This is a genomic window from Paenibacillus sp. ACRRX (assembly GCF_022346885.1).
Classification (GTDB): Bacteria; Bacillota; Bacilli; order Paenibacillales; family Paenibacillaceae; genus Paenibacillus_B.
Genome location: NZ_JAKRNK010000011.1, coordinates 1 through 21879 on the forward strand (window position 1 = coordinate 1; position 21879 = coordinate 21879).

20 protein-coding genes, 16 tRNA genes and 1 riboswitch are annotated in these 21879 nt (G+C 46.2%); of the genes, 31 read left to right on the forward strand and 5 right to left on the reverse strand.

The features are described from left to right. Positions 1-133: 133 nt before the first annotated feature. The 16 genes from MH117_RS23535 (at position 134) to MH117_RS23610 (ending at position 1656) form a co-directional block, all read left to right on the forward strand. A tRNA-Asn gene (locus tag MH117_RS23535) sits at positions 134-209 on the forward strand. A 3-nt stretch (positions 210-212) separates the two neighbouring features. Then, positions 213-305, forward strand: a tRNA-Ser gene (locus MH117_RS23540). Between the two features lie 7 nt (positions 306-312). Next, positions 313-387 (forward strand) — tRNA-Glu (locus MH117_RS23545). A gap of 88 nt (positions 388-475) precedes the next feature. After that, positions 476-551, forward strand: a tRNA-Val gene (locus MH117_RS23550). Between the two features lie 6 nt (positions 552-557). Beyond that, positions 558-634: transfer RNA gene (locus tag MH117_RS23555), tRNA-Met, on the forward strand. Positions 635-644: 10 nt separating this feature from the next. After that, positions 645-721 (forward strand) — tRNA-Asp (locus tag MH117_RS23560). Positions 722-760: 39 nt separating this feature from the next. Further along, positions 761-836: transfer RNA gene (locus MH117_RS23565), tRNA-Phe, on the forward strand. A gap of 12 nt (positions 837-848) precedes the next feature. Continuing rightward, positions 849-924: transfer RNA gene (locus MH117_RS23570), tRNA-Thr, on the forward strand. Between the two features lie 4 nt (positions 925-928). After that, positions 929-1014: transfer RNA gene (locus MH117_RS23575), tRNA-Tyr, on the forward strand. Positions 1015-1018: 4 nt separating this feature from the next. Further along, positions 1019-1092 (forward strand) — tRNA-Trp (locus tag MH117_RS23580). Positions 1093-1130: 38 nt separating this feature from the next. After that, a tRNA-His gene (locus MH117_RS23585) sits at positions 1131-1206 on the forward strand. Positions 1207-1214: 8 nt separating this feature from the next. Next, positions 1215-1289, forward strand: a tRNA-Gln gene (locus MH117_RS23590). A gap of 3 nt (positions 1290-1292) precedes the next feature. Continuing rightward, positions 1293-1367 (forward strand) — tRNA-Gly (locus MH117_RS23595). Between the two features lie 4 nt (positions 1368-1371). Further along, positions 1372-1446: transfer RNA gene (locus MH117_RS23600), tRNA-Cys, on the forward strand. A gap of 37 nt (positions 1447-1483) precedes the next feature. Next, a tRNA-Arg gene (locus MH117_RS23605) sits at positions 1484-1560 on the forward strand. A gap of 14 nt (positions 1561-1574) precedes the next feature. Beyond that, a tRNA-Leu gene (locus MH117_RS23610) sits at positions 1575-1656 on the forward strand. Positions 1657-1993: 337 nt separating this feature from the next. On the opposite strand, the gene MH117_RS23615 is transcribed toward MH117_RS23610, so the two are convergent. Both MH117_RS23615 and MH117_RS23620 read right to left on the reverse strand, forming a co-directional pair. Next, positions 1994-3511, reverse strand: a complete 1518-nt coding sequence (locus MH117_RS23615) for a flotillin family protein (protein ID WP_239333115.1) — start codon at positions 3509-3511, stop codon at positions 1994-1996. Between the two features lie 116 nt (positions 3512-3627). After that, on the reverse strand, positions 3628-4143 hold the full coding sequence (locus tag MH117_RS23620) for an NfeD family membrane protein (RefSeq protein ID WP_239333117.1): 516 nt from the start codon (positions 4141-4143) through the stop codon (positions 3628-3630). 259 nt (positions 4144-4402) lie between these two features. Between MH117_RS23620 and MH117_RS23625 the strand changes: the two genes are divergently transcribed. The 7 genes from MH117_RS23625 to MH117_RS23655 all read left to right on the forward strand — a co-directional run bounded on the left by MH117_RS23625 (position 4403) and on the right by MH117_RS23655 (position 9108). Then, positions 4403-4705, forward strand: a complete 303-nt coding sequence (locus MH117_RS23625) for a LiaF transmembrane domain-containing protein (protein WP_239333119.1) — start codon at positions 4403-4405, stop codon at positions 4703-4705. Between the two features lie 41 nt (positions 4706-4746). Continuing rightward, positions 4747-5415 carry a PspA/IM30 family protein gene (locus MH117_RS23630; protein ID WP_239333121.1) on the forward strand — a complete coding sequence of 223 codons (669 nt, stop codon included), beginning with the start codon at positions 4747-4749 and terminating at the stop codon, positions 5413-5415. Positions 5416-5422: 7 nt separating this feature from the next. Then, positions 5423-5914 carry a PspC domain-containing protein gene (locus MH117_RS23635; RefSeq protein ID WP_239333123.1) on the forward strand — a complete coding sequence of 164 codons (492 nt, stop codon included), beginning with the start codon at positions 5423-5425 and terminating at the stop codon, positions 5912-5914. Position 5915: 1 nt separating this feature from the next. Next, positions 5916-6593, forward strand: a complete 678-nt coding sequence (locus MH117_RS23640) for a PspA/IM30 family protein (protein WP_239333125.1) — start codon at positions 5916-5918, stop codon at positions 6591-6593. 112 nt (positions 6594-6705) lie between these two features. Beyond that, on the forward strand, positions 6706-7353 hold the full coding sequence (gene liaF, locus MH117_RS23645; protein WP_239333127.1) for a cell wall-active antibiotics response protein LiaF: 648 nt from the start codon (positions 6706-6708) through the stop codon (positions 7351-7353). 26 nt (positions 7354-7379) lie between these two features. After that, the gene (locus MH117_RS23650; protein WP_239333129.1) at positions 7380-8498 is read left to right on the forward strand and encodes a sensor histidine kinase; all 1119 of its coding nucleotides are present in this window, start codon (positions 7380-7382) and stop codon (positions 8496-8498) included. Further along, positions 8446-9108, forward strand: a complete 663-nt coding sequence (locus MH117_RS23655) for a response regulator transcription factor (RefSeq protein WP_425414253.1) — start codon at positions 8446-8448, stop codon at positions 9106-9108. Before MH117_RS23650 ends, MH117_RS23655 begins: the two co-directional genes overlap by 53 nt. 284 nt (positions 9109-9392) lie before the next feature. On the opposite strand, the gene MH117_RS23660 is transcribed toward MH117_RS23655, so the two are convergent. Beyond that, positions 9393-9767 carry a hypothetical protein gene (locus MH117_RS23660; protein ID WP_239333131.1) on the reverse strand — a complete coding sequence of 125 codons (375 nt, stop codon included), beginning with the start codon at positions 9765-9767 and terminating at the stop codon, positions 9393-9395. Positions 9768-9904: 137 nt separating this feature from the next. Between MH117_RS23660 and MH117_RS23665 the strand changes: the two genes are divergently transcribed. From MH117_RS23665 to MH117_RS23685, 5 genes are all read left to right on the forward strand, one after another. Further along, the gene (locus MH117_RS23665) at positions 9905-10693 is read left to right on the forward strand and encodes a YwmB family TATA-box binding protein (RefSeq protein ID WP_239333133.1); all 789 of its coding nucleotides are present in this window, start codon (positions 9905-9907) and stop codon (positions 10691-10693) included. A 112-nt stretch (positions 10694-10805) separates the two neighbouring features. Then, positions 10806-12347 (forward strand): glucose-6-phosphate dehydrogenase, encoded by a 1542-nt coding sequence (gene zwf / locus MH117_RS23670; protein ID WP_239333135.1) that lies wholly within the window; start codon positions 10806-10808, stop codon positions 12345-12347. 30 nt (positions 12348-12377) lie between these two features. Next, complete coding sequence (locus MH117_RS23675; protein WP_028546820.1) at positions 12378-13001, forward strand: cyclase family protein; 624 nt, start codon at positions 12378-12380, stop codon at positions 12999-13001. 174 nt (positions 13002-13175) lie between these two features. Next, positions 13176-13628, forward strand: a complete 453-nt coding sequence (locus MH117_RS23680) for a hypothetical protein (RefSeq protein WP_239333137.1) — start codon at positions 13176-13178, stop codon at positions 13626-13628. A 60-nt stretch (positions 13629-13688) separates the two neighbouring features. Next, positions 13689-15275, forward strand: a complete 1587-nt coding sequence (locus MH117_RS23685) for a peptide chain release factor 3 (protein WP_239333139.1) — start codon at positions 13689-13691, stop codon at positions 15273-15275. Positions 15276-15459: 184 nt separating this feature from the next. Here the strand turns inward: MH117_RS23685 and mgtA are convergent, their stop codons facing one another. Beyond that, a complete protein-coding gene (mgtA, locus tag MH117_RS23690) occupies positions 15460-18108 on the reverse strand; it encodes a magnesium-translocating P-type ATPase (protein WP_239333141.1) in 2649 nt (882 codons plus the stop codon). A 354-nt stretch (positions 18109-18462) separates the two neighbouring features. Beyond that, positions 18463-18631: riboswitch (M-box (ykoK) riboswitch) on the reverse strand. Positions 18632-18811: 180 nt separating this feature from the next. On the opposite strand from mgtA, the gene MH117_RS23695 reads away from it, so the two are divergent. Then, entirely contained in the window at positions 18812-19867 is a 1056-nt protein-coding gene (locus MH117_RS23695; RefSeq protein WP_239333143.1) for a methyltransferase domain-containing protein, read from the forward strand. A gap of 75 nt (positions 19868-19942) precedes the next feature. On the opposite strand, the gene sspI is transcribed toward MH117_RS23695, so the two are convergent. Beyond that, on the reverse strand, positions 19943-20161 hold the full coding sequence (sspI, locus tag MH117_RS23700; protein ID WP_239333145.1) for a small acid-soluble spore protein SspI: 219 nt from the start codon (positions 20159-20161) through the stop codon (positions 19943-19945). Positions 20162-20314: 153 nt separating this feature from the next. Between sspI and MH117_RS23705 the strand changes: the two genes are divergently transcribed. Next, positions 20315-20983, forward strand: coding sequence for a potassium channel family protein (locus MH117_RS23705; protein WP_239333147.1), 669 nt, complete (start codon positions 20315-20317; stop codon positions 20981-20983). Positions 20984-20991: 8 nt separating this feature from the next. Then, positions 20992-21795, forward strand: a complete 804-nt coding sequence (locus tag MH117_RS23710) for a TrmH family RNA methyltransferase (RefSeq protein WP_239333149.1) — start codon at positions 20992-20994, stop codon at positions 21793-21795. Positions 21796-21879 lie beyond the last annotated feature (84 nt).

Here is a 21879-nt window from a genome sequence, read left to right on the forward strand (position 1 = left end):
TTCGGGGTGGAAGCACAGTAATGTGTGGAGCTGACGAATACTAATCGGTCGAGGGCTTATCCTAATCATTCTAAGTAGAGCATGTACACTTCGCATTCAGTTTTCAAAGTGCAAGCTTTGAATACAGTTATATTCCCTGATAGCTCAGTTGGTAGAGCACTCGACTGTTAATCGAGTTGTCACAGGTTCGAGTCCTGTTCGGGGAGCCATATGGAGAGATGTCCGAGTTTGGTCGAAGGAGCACGATTGGAAATCGTGTAGGCGCCACAAGCGTCTCGGGGGTTCGAATCCCCCTCTCTCCGCCAGTAGCATGGCCCGTTGGTCAAGGGGTTAAGACACCTCCCTTTCACGGAGGTAACAGGGGTTCGAATCCCCTACGGGTCACCATTACAACTTCTCAACTGGTAATAATTGAGGGTTGAATAAGCTTTGAAGATTTGATATGATATAAAAGTCGCTGATGAAACAACAACATGGACGCTTAGCTCAGCTGGGAGAGCATCTGCCTTACAAGCAGAGGGTCGGCGGTTCGATCCCGTCAGCGTCCACCATAATATCGCGGGGTGGAGCAGTTCGGTAGCTCGTCGGGCTCATAACCCGAAGGTCGTAGGTTCAAATCCTGCCCCCGCAACCAAATAAATCGTGGAGCTGTGGTGTAGAGGCCTAACATGCCTGCCTGTCACGCAGGAGACCGCGGGTTCGAATCCCGTCAGCTCCGCCATTTAATTAATATTGGTTAGGGCGATTAAGTACGAAATTAGGCTCGGTAGCTCAGTCGGTAGAGCAAAGGACTGAAAATCCTTGTGTCGGCGGTTCGATTCCGTCCCGAGCCACCATATAAGTTTTGCGCCGGTGTAGCTCAGTTGGTAGAGCGGCTGACTTGTAATCAGTAGGTCGAGGGTTCGACTCCTTTCGCCGGCACCATCTTGGAGGATTAGCGAAGTGGCCAAACGCAGCAGACTGTAAATCTGTTCCCGTCCGGGTTCGGTGGTTCGAATCCATCATCCTCCACCATTATAGGGGCATAGTTTAAAGGTAGAACAACGGTCTCCAAAACCGTTGGTGTGGGTTCAATTCCTGCTGCCCCTGCCAAGAAGATCTTGGCGAAATTGAATATTTTTAGGAATGTGGCGGTCGTGGCGAAGGGGTTAACGCACCGGATTGTGGCTCCGGCACTCGGGGGTTCAAGTCCCCTCGATCGCCCCATATACCTTTGGGGATTAGCCAAGCGGTAAGGCAACGGACTTTGACTCCGTCATGCATAGGTTCAAATCCTATATCCCCAGCCATTTGCGGACATAGCTCAGTGGTAGAGTATCGCCTTGCCAAGGCGAGGGTCGCGGGTTCGAATCCCGTTGTCCGCTCCATTATGGCGCCATAGCCAAGTGGTAAGGCAAAGCTCTGCAAAAGCTTTATTCCCCAGTTCAAATCTGGGTGGCGCCTCCAAAAAGTTTTAAAAGATTTGATTGAAATGGCTTCATATGTGCCCTTAGCTCAGCTGGATAGAGTATTTGACTACGAATCAAAAGGTCGGGAGTTCGAATCTCTCAGGGCACGCCACTTAAATTTAATATGCCGGTGTGGCGGAATGGCAGACGCGCGCGACTCAAAATCGTGAGGGAAACCGTGGAGGTTCGAGTCCTCTCACCGGCACCATTTCAAAATTCAGACCCAAGATGATTCTTGGGTTTTTTTATTGCTTTAAAAGAATAATTTATAGACAGAATAACTTATAGATAGGGAAAGCATACAACAATATTCGTTAATAACTAATTAAGACTTGTTGACTGCATATGCGCAGCATCTAAAATCGTATGGGCCTTGTTTGTATGGCATGCTTGTTTAGTAAATGGATTGCTATTGTATGCAACTACCGAGAATGTAGGACAGCTTATCCAACAACAGAATCGATACGATTGTCTATATTCTAATACAAAAGCCAAGCAGTGAAGCTTATGCTCGCGTCTGCTTGGCTCTTTATAATTATAATATTTTATTGCGTATCACTGTTAGTAACTGGTATATCTGCAGTTGGAGCAATCACTGCACGGCTAGGTTCGCTTCCTGCGCCATCGGTCAATCTTTTGATCATTTTCTCAATGTCGAGTCCTGAGACATCTTTGAGCATTTGTGGCGCTGTCGCCATAAGTTGGGTGACATAGTTGCTGACGCGGGCTGCTCCTTCACCATGCCCTGTATCTACTACCGTCAATTTGTCAATCGACTTAATTGGTTCAGCTACTTTACCTGCTAATTCAGGAAGCATCTTTACGACAATGTCGAGCACTGCTGCTTCGCCAAACTTTTCGAATGCTTCAGCTAGCTTCTGCTTGGCTTCTGCTTCAGCTAGACCTCGCAAGCGGATAACATCGGCTTCAGCTGTACCACGAGCGCGTTCTGCGTCTGCAATTGCAAGACCTTCAAGCCGCTTCTGCTCGGCTAATGCCTTCGCTTCGGCTTCGATGCGGTATTGCAGCGCATCCGCTTCAAGAACTTTGCGGGATTTTTCCGCTTCCGCAGCTTGAACGACGGAATAACGCTCTGCATCGGCCTTCTTCTTCACTTCAGAATCATATTGCTTCTCGCGGCGCAGTATTTCTTTGCCCTCGAGATCGATTTCACGTTCTTTTCTAACCAGTTCAACACGCATTTGCTCTTCAACTACACTTTGCTTGGAACGTGCTTCCTGGATATGGTATGCCTGATCCGCTTCGGCTCTTGCTTGATCCTGTTCTTTCTTAAAGGAAGCGATCTTCAGTTCTTTCTCTTTACCGGCTTCAGCAATATTCGTATCACGAAGGAGCTCAGCCTTCATACCTTCTTCCTCCGCCTTCGCCTTCTGAATTCGAGAATCACGAATTGCTTCTGCCTCAGCAATATCCGCGTCTCGTTTTACAGCTGCAATCCGAGGCTTCCCGAGTGCTTCTAGGTAACCATGCTTGTCGCGAACGTCTTTGATGGTAAAAGAGACAATTAACAATCCCATCTTCTTGAGATCTTTAGCGGCAACGGATTGAACCTCCTGCGCGAAGCGATCACGGTTGCGGTATACTTCTTCGACGGTCATCGATCCAAGAATGGCCCGAAGATGACCTTCTAATACTTCTTGGGCTTCACTCTGCAATGCCACCGTAGGCTTCCCAAGAAACTGCTCCGCAGCTGTTGCCACATCTTCCACAGATCCTCCGATTTTGATGATAGCAACGGCGTCTGTCAGGACTGGAACCCCTTGCTCGGTGTACACTTCAGGTGTTGTGACATCCAACTTGTGTGAAAGCAAAGATAAAAACTGTGATTGCTGGAAAATAGGAAGTATAAAGGCACCGCCACCGCGGACGATTTTCATCTTGCGACCGGTTTCATCTGAGGACACATTACGGCTGCCTAGATATGAACCAGTCACAATCATTGCTTCGTCTGGGCTTACGGTTTTGTATCGTGCCCAAAATGCCAAGCCTAGTACAACGATCACACCCACTAGGATAAGGGGTATCAATAAATAATCTTCCATCCCATTCTCTCCTTTTTATTCATATATGTATGAGAAAAACTTCGGAATGAAGCTTTTCACAACAAACGAACATATGGATTGATTTGTGTGGTAAAGAATATGATTTAACTAAGAGATTATTCAAGGATGGATACAAATACCGTATGTTCTCTCACCTCGATAACAACTACCCGACTATCTTGAGCTATAGCAATTCCATCAAAAGAGGCCGCGATCTGATTCGTATTGCTTACCCCAACTTTAATAAGCACTTCACCATAGCCCTGGGCGGGTATCGCAATACTGACATCCCCAATTGAGCCTACTAATTCATGGATGGAATAACCAATAGAATTCTCACTGTTCTCCATCGGTTTTATATAGAGGAAGTAAACGAGCACAGCTATCAAAATAGCTCCTGCAACCGCGATGGTGACTATAAAACCAGTGTGAAGCAAGGAGTATCGGGTAAGCAAAATGCCGATGGCGCCAATTGAAGTTAAGCCGCTGACTAGTACAGTGGGCTGTAAAAATGGAACATGGGTATCACCGACTACAAAGTGAAAGGCATGTTCCAATAAATCGCTAAATATTAGCGTAACAAGCGCATAAATAACACCAAACACGAGTAAACCCCAATATAAAGCTTCCATCGCATCACTCCTCACATGAAAGCTGCCTCATCTGCTTTCCATTTGGTAATGAAATCACTCTAATGGGCAGTTATGGAATTATATACGTTTGAATCAGGTGTTAGTTTCAATGGGCGAGGGGCATGCAGAACTGGAGTCTATGGAGGCCCCCGACTTCAGTCTAGGTTTAAATACCGTCCACAGCCTGTTTTGAGATGACAAGAAACAACCTAGAATAAAGACATAAGCAAACGACATATGAAAGGTGGTGACGAACACAATGCAAAAGAAAGGAAATACTCTAGCATTACTGTTGATCGGACTTGGGGCATTCCTCTTGTTGAGTAAGCTTGGTTTAAGCTTTGGAGGATTGTTCGGATACCTGATACCAGTTGCAATGATTGCACTTGGATATTACGGCATTAAAGCAGGAAATTCGTTCTTTGGTTGGATATTCATTATCATCGGTGCCATTTCCTTAATCGGCAAGTTGTCCTGGATTATCGGCTTACTTATTGCAATCGGCATGATATGTTTTGGAGTGTCTATGCTGGTAGGCAAACGTAAAGGGTATCCAAATTAAACATAGGCTACTGAAATTCGAAATAAGGAGGGTTAAACAGCATGAGCAATATATTCCGGCGAGTACGAGATATTACACTCGCCTCACTAAACGAACATTTAGAGAAGTCGGAAGACCCGATTCGCCTCATTGACCAGTTTCTGATGCGTACTCGTCAAGAAATTACGGAAGCGGAGCGGTTGTATCAACAGTATGTCATGCATGCGAACCAGATGAAGCAGCAGCTTAATCAAGCAGCGGAACTTCGCGATCGTAGAGAGCAGCAAGCTCTGCTGGCTCTTAAAGCTAATGAGGAATATGCAGCTAAGCTAGCCCTTCAAGAGAAATTGATGCATGAAGAGAAAGTGTTAAATTACACAGATTTATATGATAAAAGCAAGCAGGCGATTCTCGATCTGGAAGAACAACTGCACACTTTAAAAAGCGAATTCCAAACGGTGTATGACAAACGTCAAATGTTCATCGCCCGTATGCAGACGATTCGTTTGCAGCAGCGTATGAACGAACGGGGATTGGGGAATCCAAACCAGGTTGATGGCATGTTCCGTCGATTGGACGATCGTGTGACTGATATGGAGTGGGAATCCCAAAGCTTGCGCGACGTTCGCCGTATGAATGAAGCCAGCTATAGAGGCTCTTATGAAAAGGATGCCCAAGTGCAGCAGGAGATGGAGCGCTTGAAGCAGAAGCTGAACACACCTAAGGAGTGATAGAAGGATGAACAAGAAGCTGTATCGTTCCACACGTGATTCTAAAATGTGCGGACTGTGTGGCGGACTTGCGGAATGGCTGAATATCGATGCAACACTCATCCGTGTGTTGTTTGTGATCGGGGTCATATTTTCCGGATTCACCCTGCTCGTTGTCTACTTTGTCATAGCACTTGTAGTTCCGAAAGAGCCTCGGCCGCATGGCCCGATGGGATTTAACGGTTCGAACGGATATGGTCCAAACAATTACTATGACCAACAAGGCTATAATGGCGGCTATGCAGGTGGAGGATACTCACATGACCGCGATGCCCAATACCATCGCAATGACTATCGCAGCCGCAACGATTATCGCTCACAGCAGCAATATAACAGTTCGTACGATAACAACAGTTCGAATATCGACTCCATGATGGGTGATATTGAGAAGAAAGCTATGATGAACGAATTACAACAATTGCGCGAGAAACTCGCAAAGTACGAGAAAGGGGATAAGTAAAATGGGAGTATTTAAACGTATTAAGGACATGACAAAGGCATCTGTACATGATTTGTTGGATAAGGTTGAGGATCCGGTAGTAATGTTGAATCAATACCTGCGTGATATGGAGCAAGAAATTCGTGAGGCTGAAGTAACAGTCGCTAAGCAAATGGCTAACGAGCGCCGTATGAAACAACGTTACGAGGAAGCAGTACGCGTTTCGGGTGAACGTGAAGCACAAGCAGGACGTGCATTGACTTCAGGCCAAGAGGAATTGGCAAGAAAATTGCTGGAAGAAAAATTATACTATGATCAAAAGATAGTAGAATTCGGCGATCTTCATGCTCAGGCGAAAGCACAGGCAGAAGAGTTGATGCATCAAATGCACGTCATGAAGGATGAGTTCTACAAGCTTCGTAACAAACGTAATGAATTGGCTGCACGTGCTCAAATGGCACAAGCCCGTAAGCAAATGTCATCCATCAATACGCTGCATACAATTGAAAGCGGAAGTGCATCGCTTGGTTTCCACCGTATGGAGGAGAAAATTATGCAGCTAGAAGCAGAAGCTGATGTCCTGCGCGTGCCATATAGCTCAACCGCATCTGTTTATCAACCGCCGGTTGATCCTGAAAAGCAATTAAAAGTAGAAGAACAACTTGCAGCATTAAAGCAAAAGCTCGGCAAAACGGAATAACCTCTTGGGGTTTAATGATAGAGTATGATATGCTAATCATTGGGCTAAATACGGCGATGCATCCTGCATCGCCGTTAGTGCCTTTGTACAATGACAGAACAGGAGGTGCGACATGTTGTCGAATAACCGAATACTTGCTTATATTCTTATTGTGCTGGGGCTGTTTATATTAATCGGAAAATGGCTAAGCTTCGGGACGTTTGTCGCCCTTGTGCTGATCGTTGTCGGCATGCGTAAAGTGCAGTCGATGGAAACCAAGATCGGATATGTGCTGCTCGGTGTTGGTGGAGCCATACTTCTGTTGGAGCATCTGCCGTTGTTTATTGGCATCGTTCTTATCTCATTAGGCTTATTTTATGTCAGATCGCGTAAGGTACAGCCGAATGAGCAAGTCATAAAGCGTCAGAATTTATCGACTAGCTTAAAATGGGATCGTGAGCCTTATCATCTGTATAGTCAAAGCTTATGGCATCTTGTCGGGGAAAGTGATATTGACTTGTCACTTGCGATTCTGGAGGAACCAGAGACAACACTTCTCTTCCAAGGTGTTATTGGTGATATTGATATTATAATTCCAGACCATATCGGTGTTGAGATCGAAGCAACCGTTTTATTTGGACAAATCGATGTGGGCCATGACAGAGACACGGGATTTTTTAATAAATGGACGTGGCGATCTCCAAATTATGAGAAAATGGATCAAAGAGTGAAACTGTATCTTTCGTATATCGTAGGAGATATTGACATTAAATTGCACTAGGTCAGGTGAAAGGAGAAGCTTTCCGCATGAATAGCAAGAAGAATGCAAATATGGTAATACGATTTATGGGGGAAACGCTGCTCCTTTCCTTTGCTTTGTTTTTTATCATCGTATACATGCTGCAATCAGCGGGTTATGTTCAGCCCTTTGAAACATGGGCAGCTGGAGTAAAGGCAACGTTATCAGCTCTACTGGTCGTTGCTGTTATTGCGACGTTATTTGGTTTTTATCAAGGCTATAAGATCAAGCGCAGAATTGAGCTGCTGCGCGAATCGATGGTGCTCTTAGAGAAGGGCAACCTGTCCAGACCGATGCCGGAGCTCGGCAATGACGAGCTTGGACAGCTTGCGGAACAATTAGGTCGGGTCAGTAAGCGTTGGGAGGAGCAAGTGACCTCCCTGCAGCGTCTATCGACCAATAATGCGCAGCTTGCGGAACAAGCGCGAATTACGGCTATAATTGAAGAGCGGCAGCGATTGGCGCGGGAGTTGCATGATGCGGTCAGTCAGCAATTGTTTGCGATCTCAATGACCGCAACTGCAGTCAAACGTACGTTAGGCCGTGATTTTGATCGGGCAGAGCGTCAGGTCGAACTGATCGAAGAGATGGCATCGGTAGCGCAATCGGAAATGAGGGCGCTGCTGCTGCACTTGCGGCCGGTACACCTGGAAGGCAAGGGGTTAGTTCAAGGGTTGCGGGAACTGGTGCATGAACTGCAGTCCAAAGTCCCGATTGATATTCATTGTGAAGTGGATGAGGATATTCAACTGCTTAAGGGTGTGGAGAATCATCTGTTCCGCATCATTCAAGAAGCACTATCGAATACGTTACGGCATTCCAAGGCTGAGCGTATGGAGATTAGGCTGCAGAATCGTGAGGATGCTGTAAGACTGATGATTCGTGATAATGGAGTTGGTTTTCATTGGGAGGATCATAAGCAGGCAAGTTACGGTCTGCGTACAATGCAGGAGCGTGTTAACGAGATTGGAGGCTCTATTCAATTTATTACGGCCCCTGATAAAGGAACACGTATTGAGATTCGGGTACCCGTGTTAAAAGACGAACCGGCTTGGAAGGAGGAAGAGGTTAGCGATGGCGATAGAAATGGATATCGAGACATCGATTCGGGTGCTGCTCGTGGATGACCATGAGATGGTTCGAATCGGTCTTGCTGCCGTATTAAGTACGGAAGATGGCATTGAAGTTGTTGGGGAAGCAAGCAATGGTGAAGAAGGGATCAGGCTTGCCCAGGAATATAAGCCGGATGTTGTTCTTATGGATCTTGTCATGGATGGCATGGACGGTATCGAATCTACACGTAAGTTGCTGCAGCTTTATCCGGAATGCAAAGTAATCGTACTGACCAGCTACCTGGATGACGAGAAGATGTATCCCGTTATTGAAGCGGGGGCTTTCAGTTACTTGCTGAAGACGTCACGTGCGACGGAGATCGCAGAGGCGATCCGTGCGGCGGCAAGAGGTCAGTCTGTACTAGAGTCACAAGTGGCGTCCAAGATGATGAACCGTTTTCGTCAGCCAAAGCCGACCCAAGCTGCTCACGAACATCTGACAGAGCGCGAGATGGACGTACTGCGATTGCTGGCACAAGGCAAATCCAATCAAGATATTGCGGATGATTTGTTCATCGGAATAAAAACTGTAAAATTTCATGTGACAAATATATTGGCGAAGCTTGGTGTAGAAGATCGAACGCAAGCAGCTATATATGCTTATAAGAACGGCTTAAGCGAATAAATGACAAGGCAGCTCCACGTACTGTGTATACAGTATGGGGGCTGCCTTTTCTTTTTGTCTGCTAGAACGAGTAGGCAGTCGGAATCGCTTTCTCGCCTTGTAGGACAAGCTATACGTAAGTTCACAAGTACATAAATAACTCTATCCGACATAACTTAACATAGCCAAATCATAGGATAAGTACGTGTGAGCCTATGCAAAATTTACCGAAATATATAGGTCGATTATCGTAGGAAATGCTCGATAAAGCTTGATGGAATCAGCATTTACAGAAAGCAGGAGTCTTACAAAACAAGCAGAAACAATAAAGAGACCAGTGCTAAGTCCAAGTCTACCCGGGGGCCGTAATTAAATGGCCGATAAGGATATGAATACCGAGCTGCGGCGTAGGGATCTGCAATATAATTTGCTGCGACTGCAGTTGGACTAGTATCGGGGGAGGTTTTAGCTTTTGATTTTTTCCCCTTCTTTTTACTCGGTGCAGTCTCCTTCGTCTCCCCGGATAAATGTGCTGGAGAGGAATCAGCGTTTAAAATGAGCTTGCCGTTCTCACAATGACTCAGACGTCCGATATACTCTCGACCATCTTTGGTCACAACACCAACTGAACGTCCACAAAATTGTGATATCGTTCTTTCATCCAATGGTATAGGGATCATTCTCACCAGTCTCCTTTCAACAAACGTTTTGTTATTTAATGTATTCAAGACGTGACAGTCGCGTATGGACGTTCACCTAACGGTCTTCAGCCTATTTTGCTAGTAAAAGACACTATTTTGTAATGGAGGTCGACGACATGATGAAACGACAAGGAAGATGGATTGCAGTGCTTAGCTTGACTTTGTTTGCGATGTGTGGAGCTGCGGCATCCTGGGGCGGTCCTATGCTCAGCAGTGCTGCTGCAACGGTAGCAAAAGCGGATCAGAAGCAGGTACCATCCATTTCGGAACGGGTAAGCATGTTGTGGGTATTGGCTGAGCTTAGCGGCGAACGTAAATTTAACACCACCATTACAGTGCAGGGAAGCTTTCATACGGCGGAAGAAAACTGGGGGAAGGAACGGAACGAGTGGTCGCTTGTCATTAAACACAAGGAGCCACTTGCCGAAGTTACAGAGCATGGGCGTACCGTGTATCGTTCTCATTATGGCGCTTCCTCTTGGAAAGGCGATGTCCTTTTATTTCGCGAAAAGGATGGACGTGCCTATTATGTCGTGACGATAAAAGGGGCTGCGAATGGCGGGATGAAGCAGAGCGTGGAAGAAGCTGATCGTCTTCGCAGTCTGCTAACGGGTGGGCACTATGAGAACGATTGGAATGCGACTGTACAGACGGAAACGAGCTTAAGACGTGATGCAGCATGGGCAAAGGCAGAGCAGGCAATCAAAGAATGGGGCAGTGCTAATCCGTTGGATATATACGAAGATGACAGGACGATCAGTGCTTCTTACGAGACTAGTTATATGGGTGAAGGGGTTGCGATGAAGGATGGGCACGCGAACCTTCAGGTTGCCGTACAGGAGAACGGCAGTACGGGAATAACACGAATCTCATTTGGTACTCCATTAATCTCTGGAGAATACTAGGAATGATTTGTCTAGAAAGATGGAATCCTGCAGATTTATGTGCTAAAATGGCATCACATTCGAAATAAAAATGTTGAAGTTCTATAAACGAGTGTAAGGATGATGGAGAGAGATGACTGAGATGCATAATCAAGAATCGATATTGTCCGATGGCGCCGTCTTTTTCATTTTTGGTGCTACCGGAGACCTTGCGCGCCGTAAGCTGTTTCCTGCCATATACAGCTTATATCGTGAAGGCAAGCTTGGCGAGCGCTTTGCCGTTGTAGGACTTGCGCGTCGCCCGCGCACGAACGATGAGTTCCGTGTAGATGTTCGTGCATCGATTGATGAATTTTGTCGATACGATGTGAAGGATAATGGAGAGTGGGAACGATTTGCTGAGCATTTCGAATACAAACCTCTCGATATCAACAATGTGGACGGTTTCCGCGAGCTGACTGTGCAGACGGAAGAGATTGAACGTAAGTTCGACGTTCCAGGCAATCGCTTATTTTATATGGCGCTTGCGCCAGAATTGTTCGGCAGCGTTTCACATAACTTGCGTGATGGTGGAATGCTGGATACAACAGGCTGGACTCGGCTTGTCATTGAGAAGCCATTCGGGTATGACCTGGAGTCGGCAGAACGCTTGAATGAGCAGCTTAGCTCTGTCTTTAAGGAAGAACAGATTTACCGTATTGATCACTATCTCGGCAAAGAGATGGTTCAAAATATTGAAGTGATTCGCTTTGCGAATGCCTTCTTCGAGCCGCTCTGGAACAACAAGCACATTGCCAATATTCAGATTTCCTTATCTGAGACCGTAGGCGTGGAAGAACGCGGCGGTTATTATGACCATGCTGGCGCTTTACGCGATATGGCTCAGAATCATATGCTGCAAATGCTGACGATGATCGCCATGGAGCCACCAAGCCGTCTCCATCCGGAGGATATTCGTGATGAGAAGGTTAAGGTGCTTCGTTCCTTGCGTCAATATCATACTGCAGAGGAAGTACATGATCATGTGATTCGCGGTCAGTACTCCGCTGGTGCTATGAAAGGCAAAGAACTGCCTGGTTATCGCGAAGAAGAGAAGGTGAACCCTGCATCCGTAACGGAGACTTATTTTGCGGCACGGGTATTTGTGGACAACTTCCGCTGGGCGGGAGTACCGTTCTACATTCGTACAGGCAAACGCCTCCCTGTGAAGACCACCGAAGTGGTCGTGGAGTTCAAGAGTATGCCATCTAACGTTTATTTGGGTCGTAAGCATAAGCTTGAGCCGAATCTCCTTGTTATTCGGGTTAATCCGATGGAAGGGATCTATGTCCGTATCAATGGCAAGAAGCCTGGAGCTGAAGGCGGCATTCAACCGCTTGCGATGGACTTCTGCCAGAGCTGCATGATCGGCATTAACACGCCGGAAGCATACGAGCGTTTGATCTTTGACGCAGCGCGCGGCGATTCAACGTACTTTACCCGTTGGGATGAAGTGGCTGCAGCGTGGTCCTTCGTGGATAAGATCGCTGAAGCTTGGCGCGAATCGAACGATGATCTTCACCAATATCCAGCCGGATCATGGGGGCCACAGGCTGCTAATGAACTGTTGGAGCAAGACGGTTATCGCTGGTGGCCTGTGAACGGCCAAGAAGAAGATACCGTTGTGTGGAAATAACGATCGACGACCGACTAGGAGGCGAAAGCGTTGTTTAAGATTTACGATATCTCGATGACGATTCAAGACGGTATGCAGGTCTACAAGAATAAAGATGAGAAGAAGCCAGTTATTCGCAACGTACAGAATTTCTCGAACGCCAAGGCATATGAATCGCGGATCGATATTGATGTACATTGCGGCACGCACGTAGATGCTCCGTTACATATGTTGGAGAATGGCGATACGATTGAATCGATTGGACTCGATCAACTTGTTGGACATGCACGTGTTCTGGACTTAACACATGTACAGGATAGCATCGGTCGCGAAGATCTGGAGCCATTTGGCTTGCAGCGCGGAGACTGGGTTTTGTTTAAGACACGTAACTCTTCTTCGGAAGAGTTTGACTTCGAATTTGTATTTCTGAATGAGACGGGAGCTCAGTACTTAATTGAGCTTGGTGTAAAAGGTGTAGGTACGGATGGGCTCGGCATTGAGCGTGCGCAGCCGAACTATACGACACACCGACCGCTTTTCCAGAATGATATCATTATTGTAGAAGGCTTACGCCTAAAAGAAGTGGAGCAGGGAACCTACTTTATGGTGATCGCTCCGCTTAAGCTGACGGGTATCGAGGCGGCTCCAGCACGCGCGTTCCTGATTGGCTCTTAAGCTAAGCTATAGGCGGATGAATGACTGGACTGTGCTCTCTTTTAGAGGCACAGTCTTTTCCGTACTAGAGCTGAGACTGTGTTACAGAGTAAGCAGCGCAATCTGAGCTGCAGCAGGTATAAAGCGTGTTATCGATAGATATAACAAGAATATGATGGAAAAGGATGATTACACATGACAACTCCGGTACGAATTTCCCAAAATAGCGCTGTACTGCTAGAAAAAGCACGTCGGTTCGGTCTGTCTGATGAACAGCTGCTTCAAGTGATTCAGCATAACGATGTTGCTTTATTAAGTGAAGCGGGCAACTACACGGAATGGGTAACTTATGCTCGTGAGCATGGCGAAGATCTTGAATCAGCAGTGACACACGGCTACAAGATGACATTTAATACGGTGTACGGCCTGAAAAATTGGGTGCGGGAACGCTTAGGCTTCGAAGCAGGCTCTGATTATACCGAAAGTGAAGGGCGTATGGATGGCCTTCAAGTAAGCGCGGAGGATGCAGCTATGCTGGAATCAACACTAGCGACGAATTGGGTTGTCGTAGATCAAAGCGGAGATGCCGAAATTCATGATGTCACATTGGTTATGCGGGCATTTTACCAACCAGAATCCCGTTTCTAAGATACCCTCTTTTATGTTAGAATAGATGTTATGTGATTTTGAGATGAGAGGGCTAATGTGATGAGTAAATCGTTAACAGACCAATTGATTAAAGAGGTCGATAAGCGTCGTACGTTTGCAATTATTTCTCACCCGGATGCAGGTAAGACTACGCTTACAGAGAAGCTGCTTCTATTTGGGGGAGCTATCCGTCTCGCAGGGACGGTAAAGGCACGGAAGGCGAGCAAGCATGCGACGAGTGACTGGATGGAGATTGAGAAGCAGCGCGGAATCTCGGTAACCTCATCCGTCATGCAATTCGATTATAATGGGCATCGAATTAACATTTTGGATACACCAGGTCACCAAGACTTCAGTGAAGATACGTATCGCACATTAACAGCAGCGGATAGTGCTGTGATGTTGATCGACGTTGCCAAAGGCGTCGAGGCACAGACAATCAAGCTGTTCCAAGTATGTGCGAAGCGGGGCATTCCGATCTTTACGTTTATTAACAAATTGGATCGTGAAGGCCGCAGTCCTTTTGAACTGATGGAAGAGCTGGAAAATGTGCTTGGTATCCGTTCTGTTCCGATGAACTGGCCAATCGGTATGGGCCGCGGTTTATGCGGCGTGTATGATCGGATGAAGAAACAGGTTGAGCTGTTCCAAGGCGATGATCACTCTACGATCAAAGTCCAGAAGGTTGAAGATTATAGAGATCCGGTAATACGCGAGATGGCGGGGGACTACTTGCACGATCAATTGTGCGAGGAATTGGAACTGCTGGATGTTGCCGGGGATGAATTTGACTATGAAAAAGTAATGAATGGTGAGCTGACACCAGTATTTTTCGGTAGTGCGATCAATAATTTCGGCTTGCAGACGTTCCTGGAGAACTTTTTGCAGCTGGCGCCTAAGCCATCTTCCCGTCATACGACAGAAGGCGAGATTGAGCCGACCAATGAGAAGTTCTCTGGTTATGTCTTTAAGATTCAAGCCAATATGAACCCTGCTCACAGGGATCGGATTGCTTTCCTGCGTATTTGCTCAGGCAAGTTCGAACGCGGCATGAGCGTAAAGCATGTTCGTGTAGGCAAAGACATTAAGCTGGCTCAACCGCAGCAATTCCTTGCCCAGGACCGAGATATCGTGGATGAGGCATTCCCTGGAGATATCATTGGTTTGTTTGATCCAGGCATATTCCGAATCGGAGACAGCTTGAGCCAAGGCATGTCAGTCAAGTTTGATGAGCTTCCAACTTTCTCTCCAGAAATCTTTGCGCGTGTAACGGTAAAAAATGCGCTTAAGCATAAGCAGTACCAGAAAGGCGTAGACCAATTAACTGAAGAAGGTACGATTCAAGTGTTCCATAATGCTGGAGTATTTGATGAGACGATTCTTGGTGTTGTCGGTCAGCTCCAATTCGAAGTATTCGAATACCGAATGAAAGCGGAATACGGAGTTGATGTACAGCTTCAGCGTTTGTCTTTCCAATTCGCACGTTGGGTTGTCGCTGATAATATCGATCCAACGAAGTTCCGTATTAATTCACAGTTGGTGAAGGATAAGAACGGCAATTTTGTTGCTCTATTTGAGAACGAATACGCGATGCGTACAGCTATGGAAAAAATGCCGGAAGCCAAGTTCTTGGAGATGGCCCCTTAGTCTTAGTAAGTAGGAGTGAGAAGACGCATCCTATTGGGGTAACTCATGGAGAACTTTTAAACAGATGAACAGAACCTTCAGTTCCGCTGCGTAAGCGAGACTGAAGGTTTTTGTTATTATATGAACAAACATATGAGCTATGATGATAACATTATTCTTCTAAACAGAATAAATAGATATGAGATCACAACCACTCGTTAAACTTGCGAATGTACCAAGTTTTAACTAATTGGGTTAAAAGACAATACCCCATTAAAATACCGATCAGCCATGGGAAATAAGATAACGGCAGCGGTTGCAAACCAATCTCCTCACCTAGCAGCGTAAAGGGAATGCAGATACCCGCAACCATGATGAGTCCGGTCAGCAGCAGGACAGGCCAACTGGCACGGCTTTGGAAAAACGGTATTTTTTGAGTTCGTATCATATGAACGATTAACGTTTGTGAGAGCAGACCCTCTATAAACCATCCCGATTGAAACAGTGACTGTTCCCCAATCGTATTGGCAGCAAATACGTAATACATTACAAAGAACGTCGAGTAATCAAAGATCGAGCTGATTGGGCCGATGCAAAGCATAAAACGACCGATTGATTTGGCATCCCATTTGCGGGGCTTGGACAAGAACTCTTTATCCATGTTGTCCCATGGGATTGAAAGTTGGGAAATATCGTAGAATAGGTTTTGTATGAGCAAATGTATGGGCAGCATAGGCATAAATGGCAGAAAGACGCTTGCACCAAGCACACTAAATACGTTTCCAAAATTAGAACTGGCTGTCATTTTAATGTACTTTATTATATTGCCGAATGTTTTTCTCCCCTCAATAACACCTTCTTCCAGAACCATGAGACTCTTCTCCAACAAAATAATGTCTGCTGATTCTTTGGCGATATCTACCGCTGTATCGACAGATATCCCGACATCTGCTTCCCGCAGCGATGCAGCATCGTTAATCCCGTCCCCCATAAATCCAACGGTGTGTCCCTTGCTCTGTAAGGCGCTTACAATCCGCGCCTTTTGCAGTGGATTTAGCTTCGCAAATACGGAAGTTTGTTCTGCTAGATCAGCCAGATGATGATCTGGCATGTCGTCGATCTCACTGCCAAGCACGATACGCTCCACATGTAGGCCTACATCTCGGCACACTTTGCGGGCTACGGCTTCATTGTCACCTGTTAGCACTTTCACTGTTACACCATTATCATGCAGCGCTTGGATGGCTGGTGCTGCACTTTCTTTGGCAGGATCAAGGAAGCAGATGTAACCTATGAGTGTGAGGTCGGATTCATCGTGAACTGTATATTGATCGCTCTGTGTGCGAAGCTCTTTAGTCGCAACCGCCACAACACGCAGGCCATCGCTGTTTAACGACTGCACGATCTGCTCTATGTCTGCACTTATTTCATCTGTCATCGGAACGAGCTGCCCCTGATCAGAGACATGGGAACATATACGGAGCAGTTCTTCCATTGCCCCCTTGCAAATGAGCAGATGCTGATTGTCCTTTTCTAAGATGACAGACATGCGGCGACGGTTAAAATCAAATGGGATCTCGTCCACTTTCTGGTATAAGAGCTCCGCGCCAAGTATATCTTGGAGTTCGGCATGCTCAAGCACTGCAACGTCTAATAAATTTTTCAGACCAGTCTGATGAAAGCTGTTTAAATAAGCATACCGCAGCACGTTTTCGTCTTCATGGCCATGAATGTCCAGATGCCGTTTTAGTACAATTTTATCCTGAGTCAGCGTGCCCGTCTTATCTGTACATAAGATGTTCATCGCGCCAAAATTCTGAATGGCGTTTAGACGCTTAACAACAACTTTATTGCGGGCCATCGTATTTGCACCTTTTGCGAGATTAGAAGTTACAATGACGGGAAGCATTTCAGGTGTTAAGCCAACAGCTACGGATAGGCCAAAGAAAAAAGCATCGAGCCAATCTCCCTTTGTGAAGCCGTTTAGGAAGAAGATGATCGGAACCATAATGAGCATAAAGCGGATCAGCAAGAAGCTTACACTGTTGACGCCTTTATCAAAGCTTGTCATAGGACGAGAGCCGACTAAGGTCTTCGCCATCGCGCCGAAATAAGTGCGGCAGCCTGTAGACACAACGATACCTGTGGCAGAACCACTTATGATGTTGGTGCCCATATAACACATGTTGGGCAACTCAATGGCGCTGTGGCGCAGCTGACGCTTGTGCGTCGAGAATTGGGCATGACGCGGCAGTGTATCTTGTTTCTCCACAGGCAGCGCCTCGCCAGTAAGTGATGATTCACTGGCGAACAGGTCCTTAGACGTTAGTAATCTAATATCTGCAGGAACCAAGTCCCCAGCAGACAGATGAATGATATCCCCCGGAACCAGCGCCTCCATATCGATCTCGTAAGGAGCGGATTGCCTGATGACAGAGGCGGTAGACTTGACCATTTCCTTTAATTTCTCTGCCGTGCGCTGAGAGCGGTATTCTTGTGTAAAGGAAATAAGGACACTAATCGTTACCATCACGCTAATGATGATGGCAGCTTCCGTATCTTTGGTGATGATCGAGAATAAGTCCAGTCCGAGCAAAATCAAAATAAACGGATTCTTAAAGCAGGCAAGCAGCTGCATGTACCAGGCTGGTGCCTTGTCTTGAATAATACGATTGCTCCCGTGTTGTGCTTGTCGAAGTGTGGCTTCTGCATTTGAAAGCCCTAGTAAAGTCGTGTCGTATTCCTCAAGCACGTCATCGTAATGCCAGGAAGAGATTTCAATTAGGCGGGATGAGATTTGCTTGATCGTGTCGTCTTGATTCGTGTGTTTGTTTTTGAATCTGTTTGTAAACATGGTGATACTCCTCCTTCGAGTGGAAGCAATGCGAAGGAGCTCCATAAAAAAACAGCCCCCGGATAGGAGAGCTGTTCGTTCAATTCTTGAAAGCTGGTGGAACAGGTGACAGCTTTAAATACACCTGCTTATGTATAAGAGGTGGGAAAAGTTGACAATATCCTATCCGCAGCTGCAAGAGTTGATCCTCTCCGCAATGCTTTTTGCATAAAAAATTTGTAAATAGGTTGAAAAACATAAAAGGTCGCCAACTACTGCTGCCGTCCATCAGACTTTTCCCTCCTCCGACTCATAAAAATAGGCCCCCTAGAGATAGGGGGCCATGGTGAATGCGCACGCGCAAATAAAATACCATCTAGAGCCCCCTGGTCGAGTTTTGGCACTATACAACGTAAAGACATTTGTCTTAGCCACCTTATGAAAAGCCTTAATCCGGCAATTCCTGTTCTACCCATGGGCATCTTTCGATATTTCTGGGCAGTGGCCTGTGTTTGTATAGGAGCCTCACCTAACGAGGTCATTTGACACCCCTAATAGTAGTCTGGACATTTGTCTTTGTCAACTGTTTTCAAACCGATTAAAATTGTAATTACTGGATGTTATTTTGTTTCTTTCTTTTTAGTACTTTACTTTAACGCTGCGTTAACGTTTAGAATGAGAGTATCACGTGAGAACTATTTGGACTTAAAGAGGTGACGTCACCATGAAAATACAGGAAGCTTCCCGATTATTGGGCATGACCCCACGATCAATTCGTTACTATGAAGAACGAGGGCTGCTCGCTCCCTTTAAAAAAGAGAACAACGGGTATCGTGTGCTTACCAATGACGATATGGAACGACTGAGGATGATTGGCAGGCTGCGGGAATTAGATCTGCCCATAGATGATATTCAACACTGCTTGAACGATGCCATGGCGGGAGAATTGTCTAAGCTGCGTCCTTTCTTGTTACGTAAACGCAATGCGCTGGCAGAAGAATATGTGCAAATGAGAACATTGATGAAACTGATGGATCATATGATACACGCCTCAGACGATATGGAAGGAGAACAGGCGATTATGGAATTGGAACAAGTGACAGAGCAAGCGAAGCGGGTAAGAGAGCTGCGATTAAATTGGCAGGACAGATGGAACTTTGATAAGCAGGCAAAAGGGTATGACGCAGCCGTAAATCGCATTCACGGGAATTCCGATGTTCATGCCGACTATGAGAGGGTACTGCAGCGGACAAGTGGAATAATACAAGTAAAACCAGGAGAACGCGGACTCGATCTGGGAATTGGAACAGGCAATCTATCTGCTCGCTGTTGGGAGCAAGGGGCGCTTATGACCGGTGTTGATCAATCGGAGGAGATGTTAAAGCAATGCCGGGCCAAGTGGCCAGAGTTCAGGCTGTATTTGGGTAATATGATGTCTTTGCCTTTGGCAGATGAGAAGTTCGATTTTATTATGTCGACGTATGCACTGCATCATTTGACAGAAGAACAAAAGTGTATAGCGCTGGATGAGATGGATCGAGTCCTCGTGCCAGGTGGCCGGATTGCAATTGGTGATCTGATGTTTGAAACAGAACAGCACCGTAATGAATATATGATTCGTCTGAAGAAAGAAGGAAAGTTTGAGGAAATTACAGGGATTTTGGATGAGTATTATGCAGATCGTTCCCGACTGCTGGCATGGTGGGAGAAGCACGGATATGAAGTCCATGCAGAACAGCTTGGCTTGTTGGTTCACTTGGTATATGCGCGGAAAAAATAAGTTAGGACAATTACACGAGGGACGCGGTTATGCTAAGCATAACCGCGTCTTTTGTTAGAAATTCTATCATGGAAGCTAACTGTTTTTGGATAAGTGTTGCTGGATAATCGTAATGTATTGCTGCTGCTGCTCAGGACTGCTTTCTTTCCATATCAGTTCAAACAGGACACCAAGACCAGGCAATGCGCGCTCATCGCCGTCAACCGAACCAACGATCATATCCTCTACATCTGCATCGGTTTTGTTCGAGATTTTCTGAATGATGGCCTGACGCAAGTTAATTAGTACGCTCATTCGTATGCCCTCCTTCTGTCATCGCTTTCATCCATTAGCGTAACCATGGTGAGAAAGAACCATGCATGTGGATTATGGAGTTGGTTAGGACAAGCAGGTTGAGCTATGATATAATATTTCACAAAACGTGACGGGAAACGGGAAGGTGAACCCATGGCAAATAAGAAGCAGTATGCAATTATAGGTATGGGGCGATTCGGCTCCAGTATTGCTCGCAGCTTAAGTAATCTTGGCTTTGAAGTGCTGGCGATTGACTCAAGTGAGCAGCGAATTCAGGAAATTGTCAACATGGTAACACATGCTGTATCTGCGGATTCTACCGAAGAAGAGGCATTAAAAGCGCTTGGCGTTCGGAACTTTGATGTCGTGGTTGTAGCAATTGGTCAAGATATTCAAGCGAGCATTCTAACTACGCTTATTCTTAAAGATCTAGGTGTACCCATGATTGTTGCTAAGGCGCAAAATGAGCTGCACGGAAAAGTATTGAGCAAAATCGGTGCTGATAAAGTCGTATTCCCAGAACGCGATATGGGGACACGTGTCGCTCACAATTTGATATCGCCTAACATATTGGATTACATCGAGTTGTCTGATGATCACAGTATTGTCGAGGTTCGTGCAACCGGCAGTATGCTAGGACAGAACTTGATTGAGTTGGATATTCGCGCGCGGTTTGGCTGCAACGTAATGGCGATTAAAAATAATGGACATATTAACATCTCACCATTGGCGGATTACCGATTACGTGAAGAGGATGTATTGGTCATTGTCGGTCAGAACGACAATCTGAAAAAGTTGGAGTTGGCATATTCGGGAGCATGAGAAACAACATGAGTATAAATTCAATTACATCTTTGCATAATCCGCGTGTTAAGCAATGGACGCAGCTGCAAGAGCGGAAGCATCGCAGCCGCGAGGGACGCTTTATTGCTGAAGGCGTACATCTCGTTCAGGAAGCATTGCGTTCCCAAAGTACAGTGGAATGTGTTGTTTATGATATGGATAAGGGCATTCCTAACGAGTTACGATTGGCTGCTGCGAATGAGGGGGAGGTCGAATGGATCGGTGTGACAGATGCGATTATTCGCAAATGTACGGATACGGAGACCCCGCAGCCCTTATTTGCGGTCATGAAGAAGCCTGCAACGGACTGGCGTTACTTATTCGAAGACAAGCAGGCACTGGTTGTAGCTGTTGATGGTGTGCAGGACCCGGGAAATCTGGGTACGATAATACGTACAGCAGACGCAGTAGGTGCAACTGGTGTTGTTGTCGGTAGAGGGACGGTTGATCTGTATAACAGTAAGACGGTTCGCTCCACAATGGGTTCTTTGTTCCATCTTCCTGTAGTTGAGGGAGATCTTGAGGAACTTATTCCAGAGGCGAAGAGGCACCATGTGCGTGTAGTTAGCACAAGCTTGCAGGCCGAAGCGAATTGCTATGAGCACAGCTTTACCGGCCCGACCTGGCTGGTCGTAGGTAATGAAGGTAAAGGGGTGTCTGCGCAGGTACAGGCACTGGTCGATGACGCCGTCATTATCCCGATGCGCGGGCAGGCTGAATCGCTTAATGTGGCGATGGCAACCTCGGTGCTGCTGTATGAGGCGATGCGTCAACGGTATTTTTACAAGTAAATTAACCGTTCCGCGGTGGTTTATGCTGTCTTTTTTGAGGCAGATTATATGTTATTGTAGGAGATAAATTTATTACAGAAAACC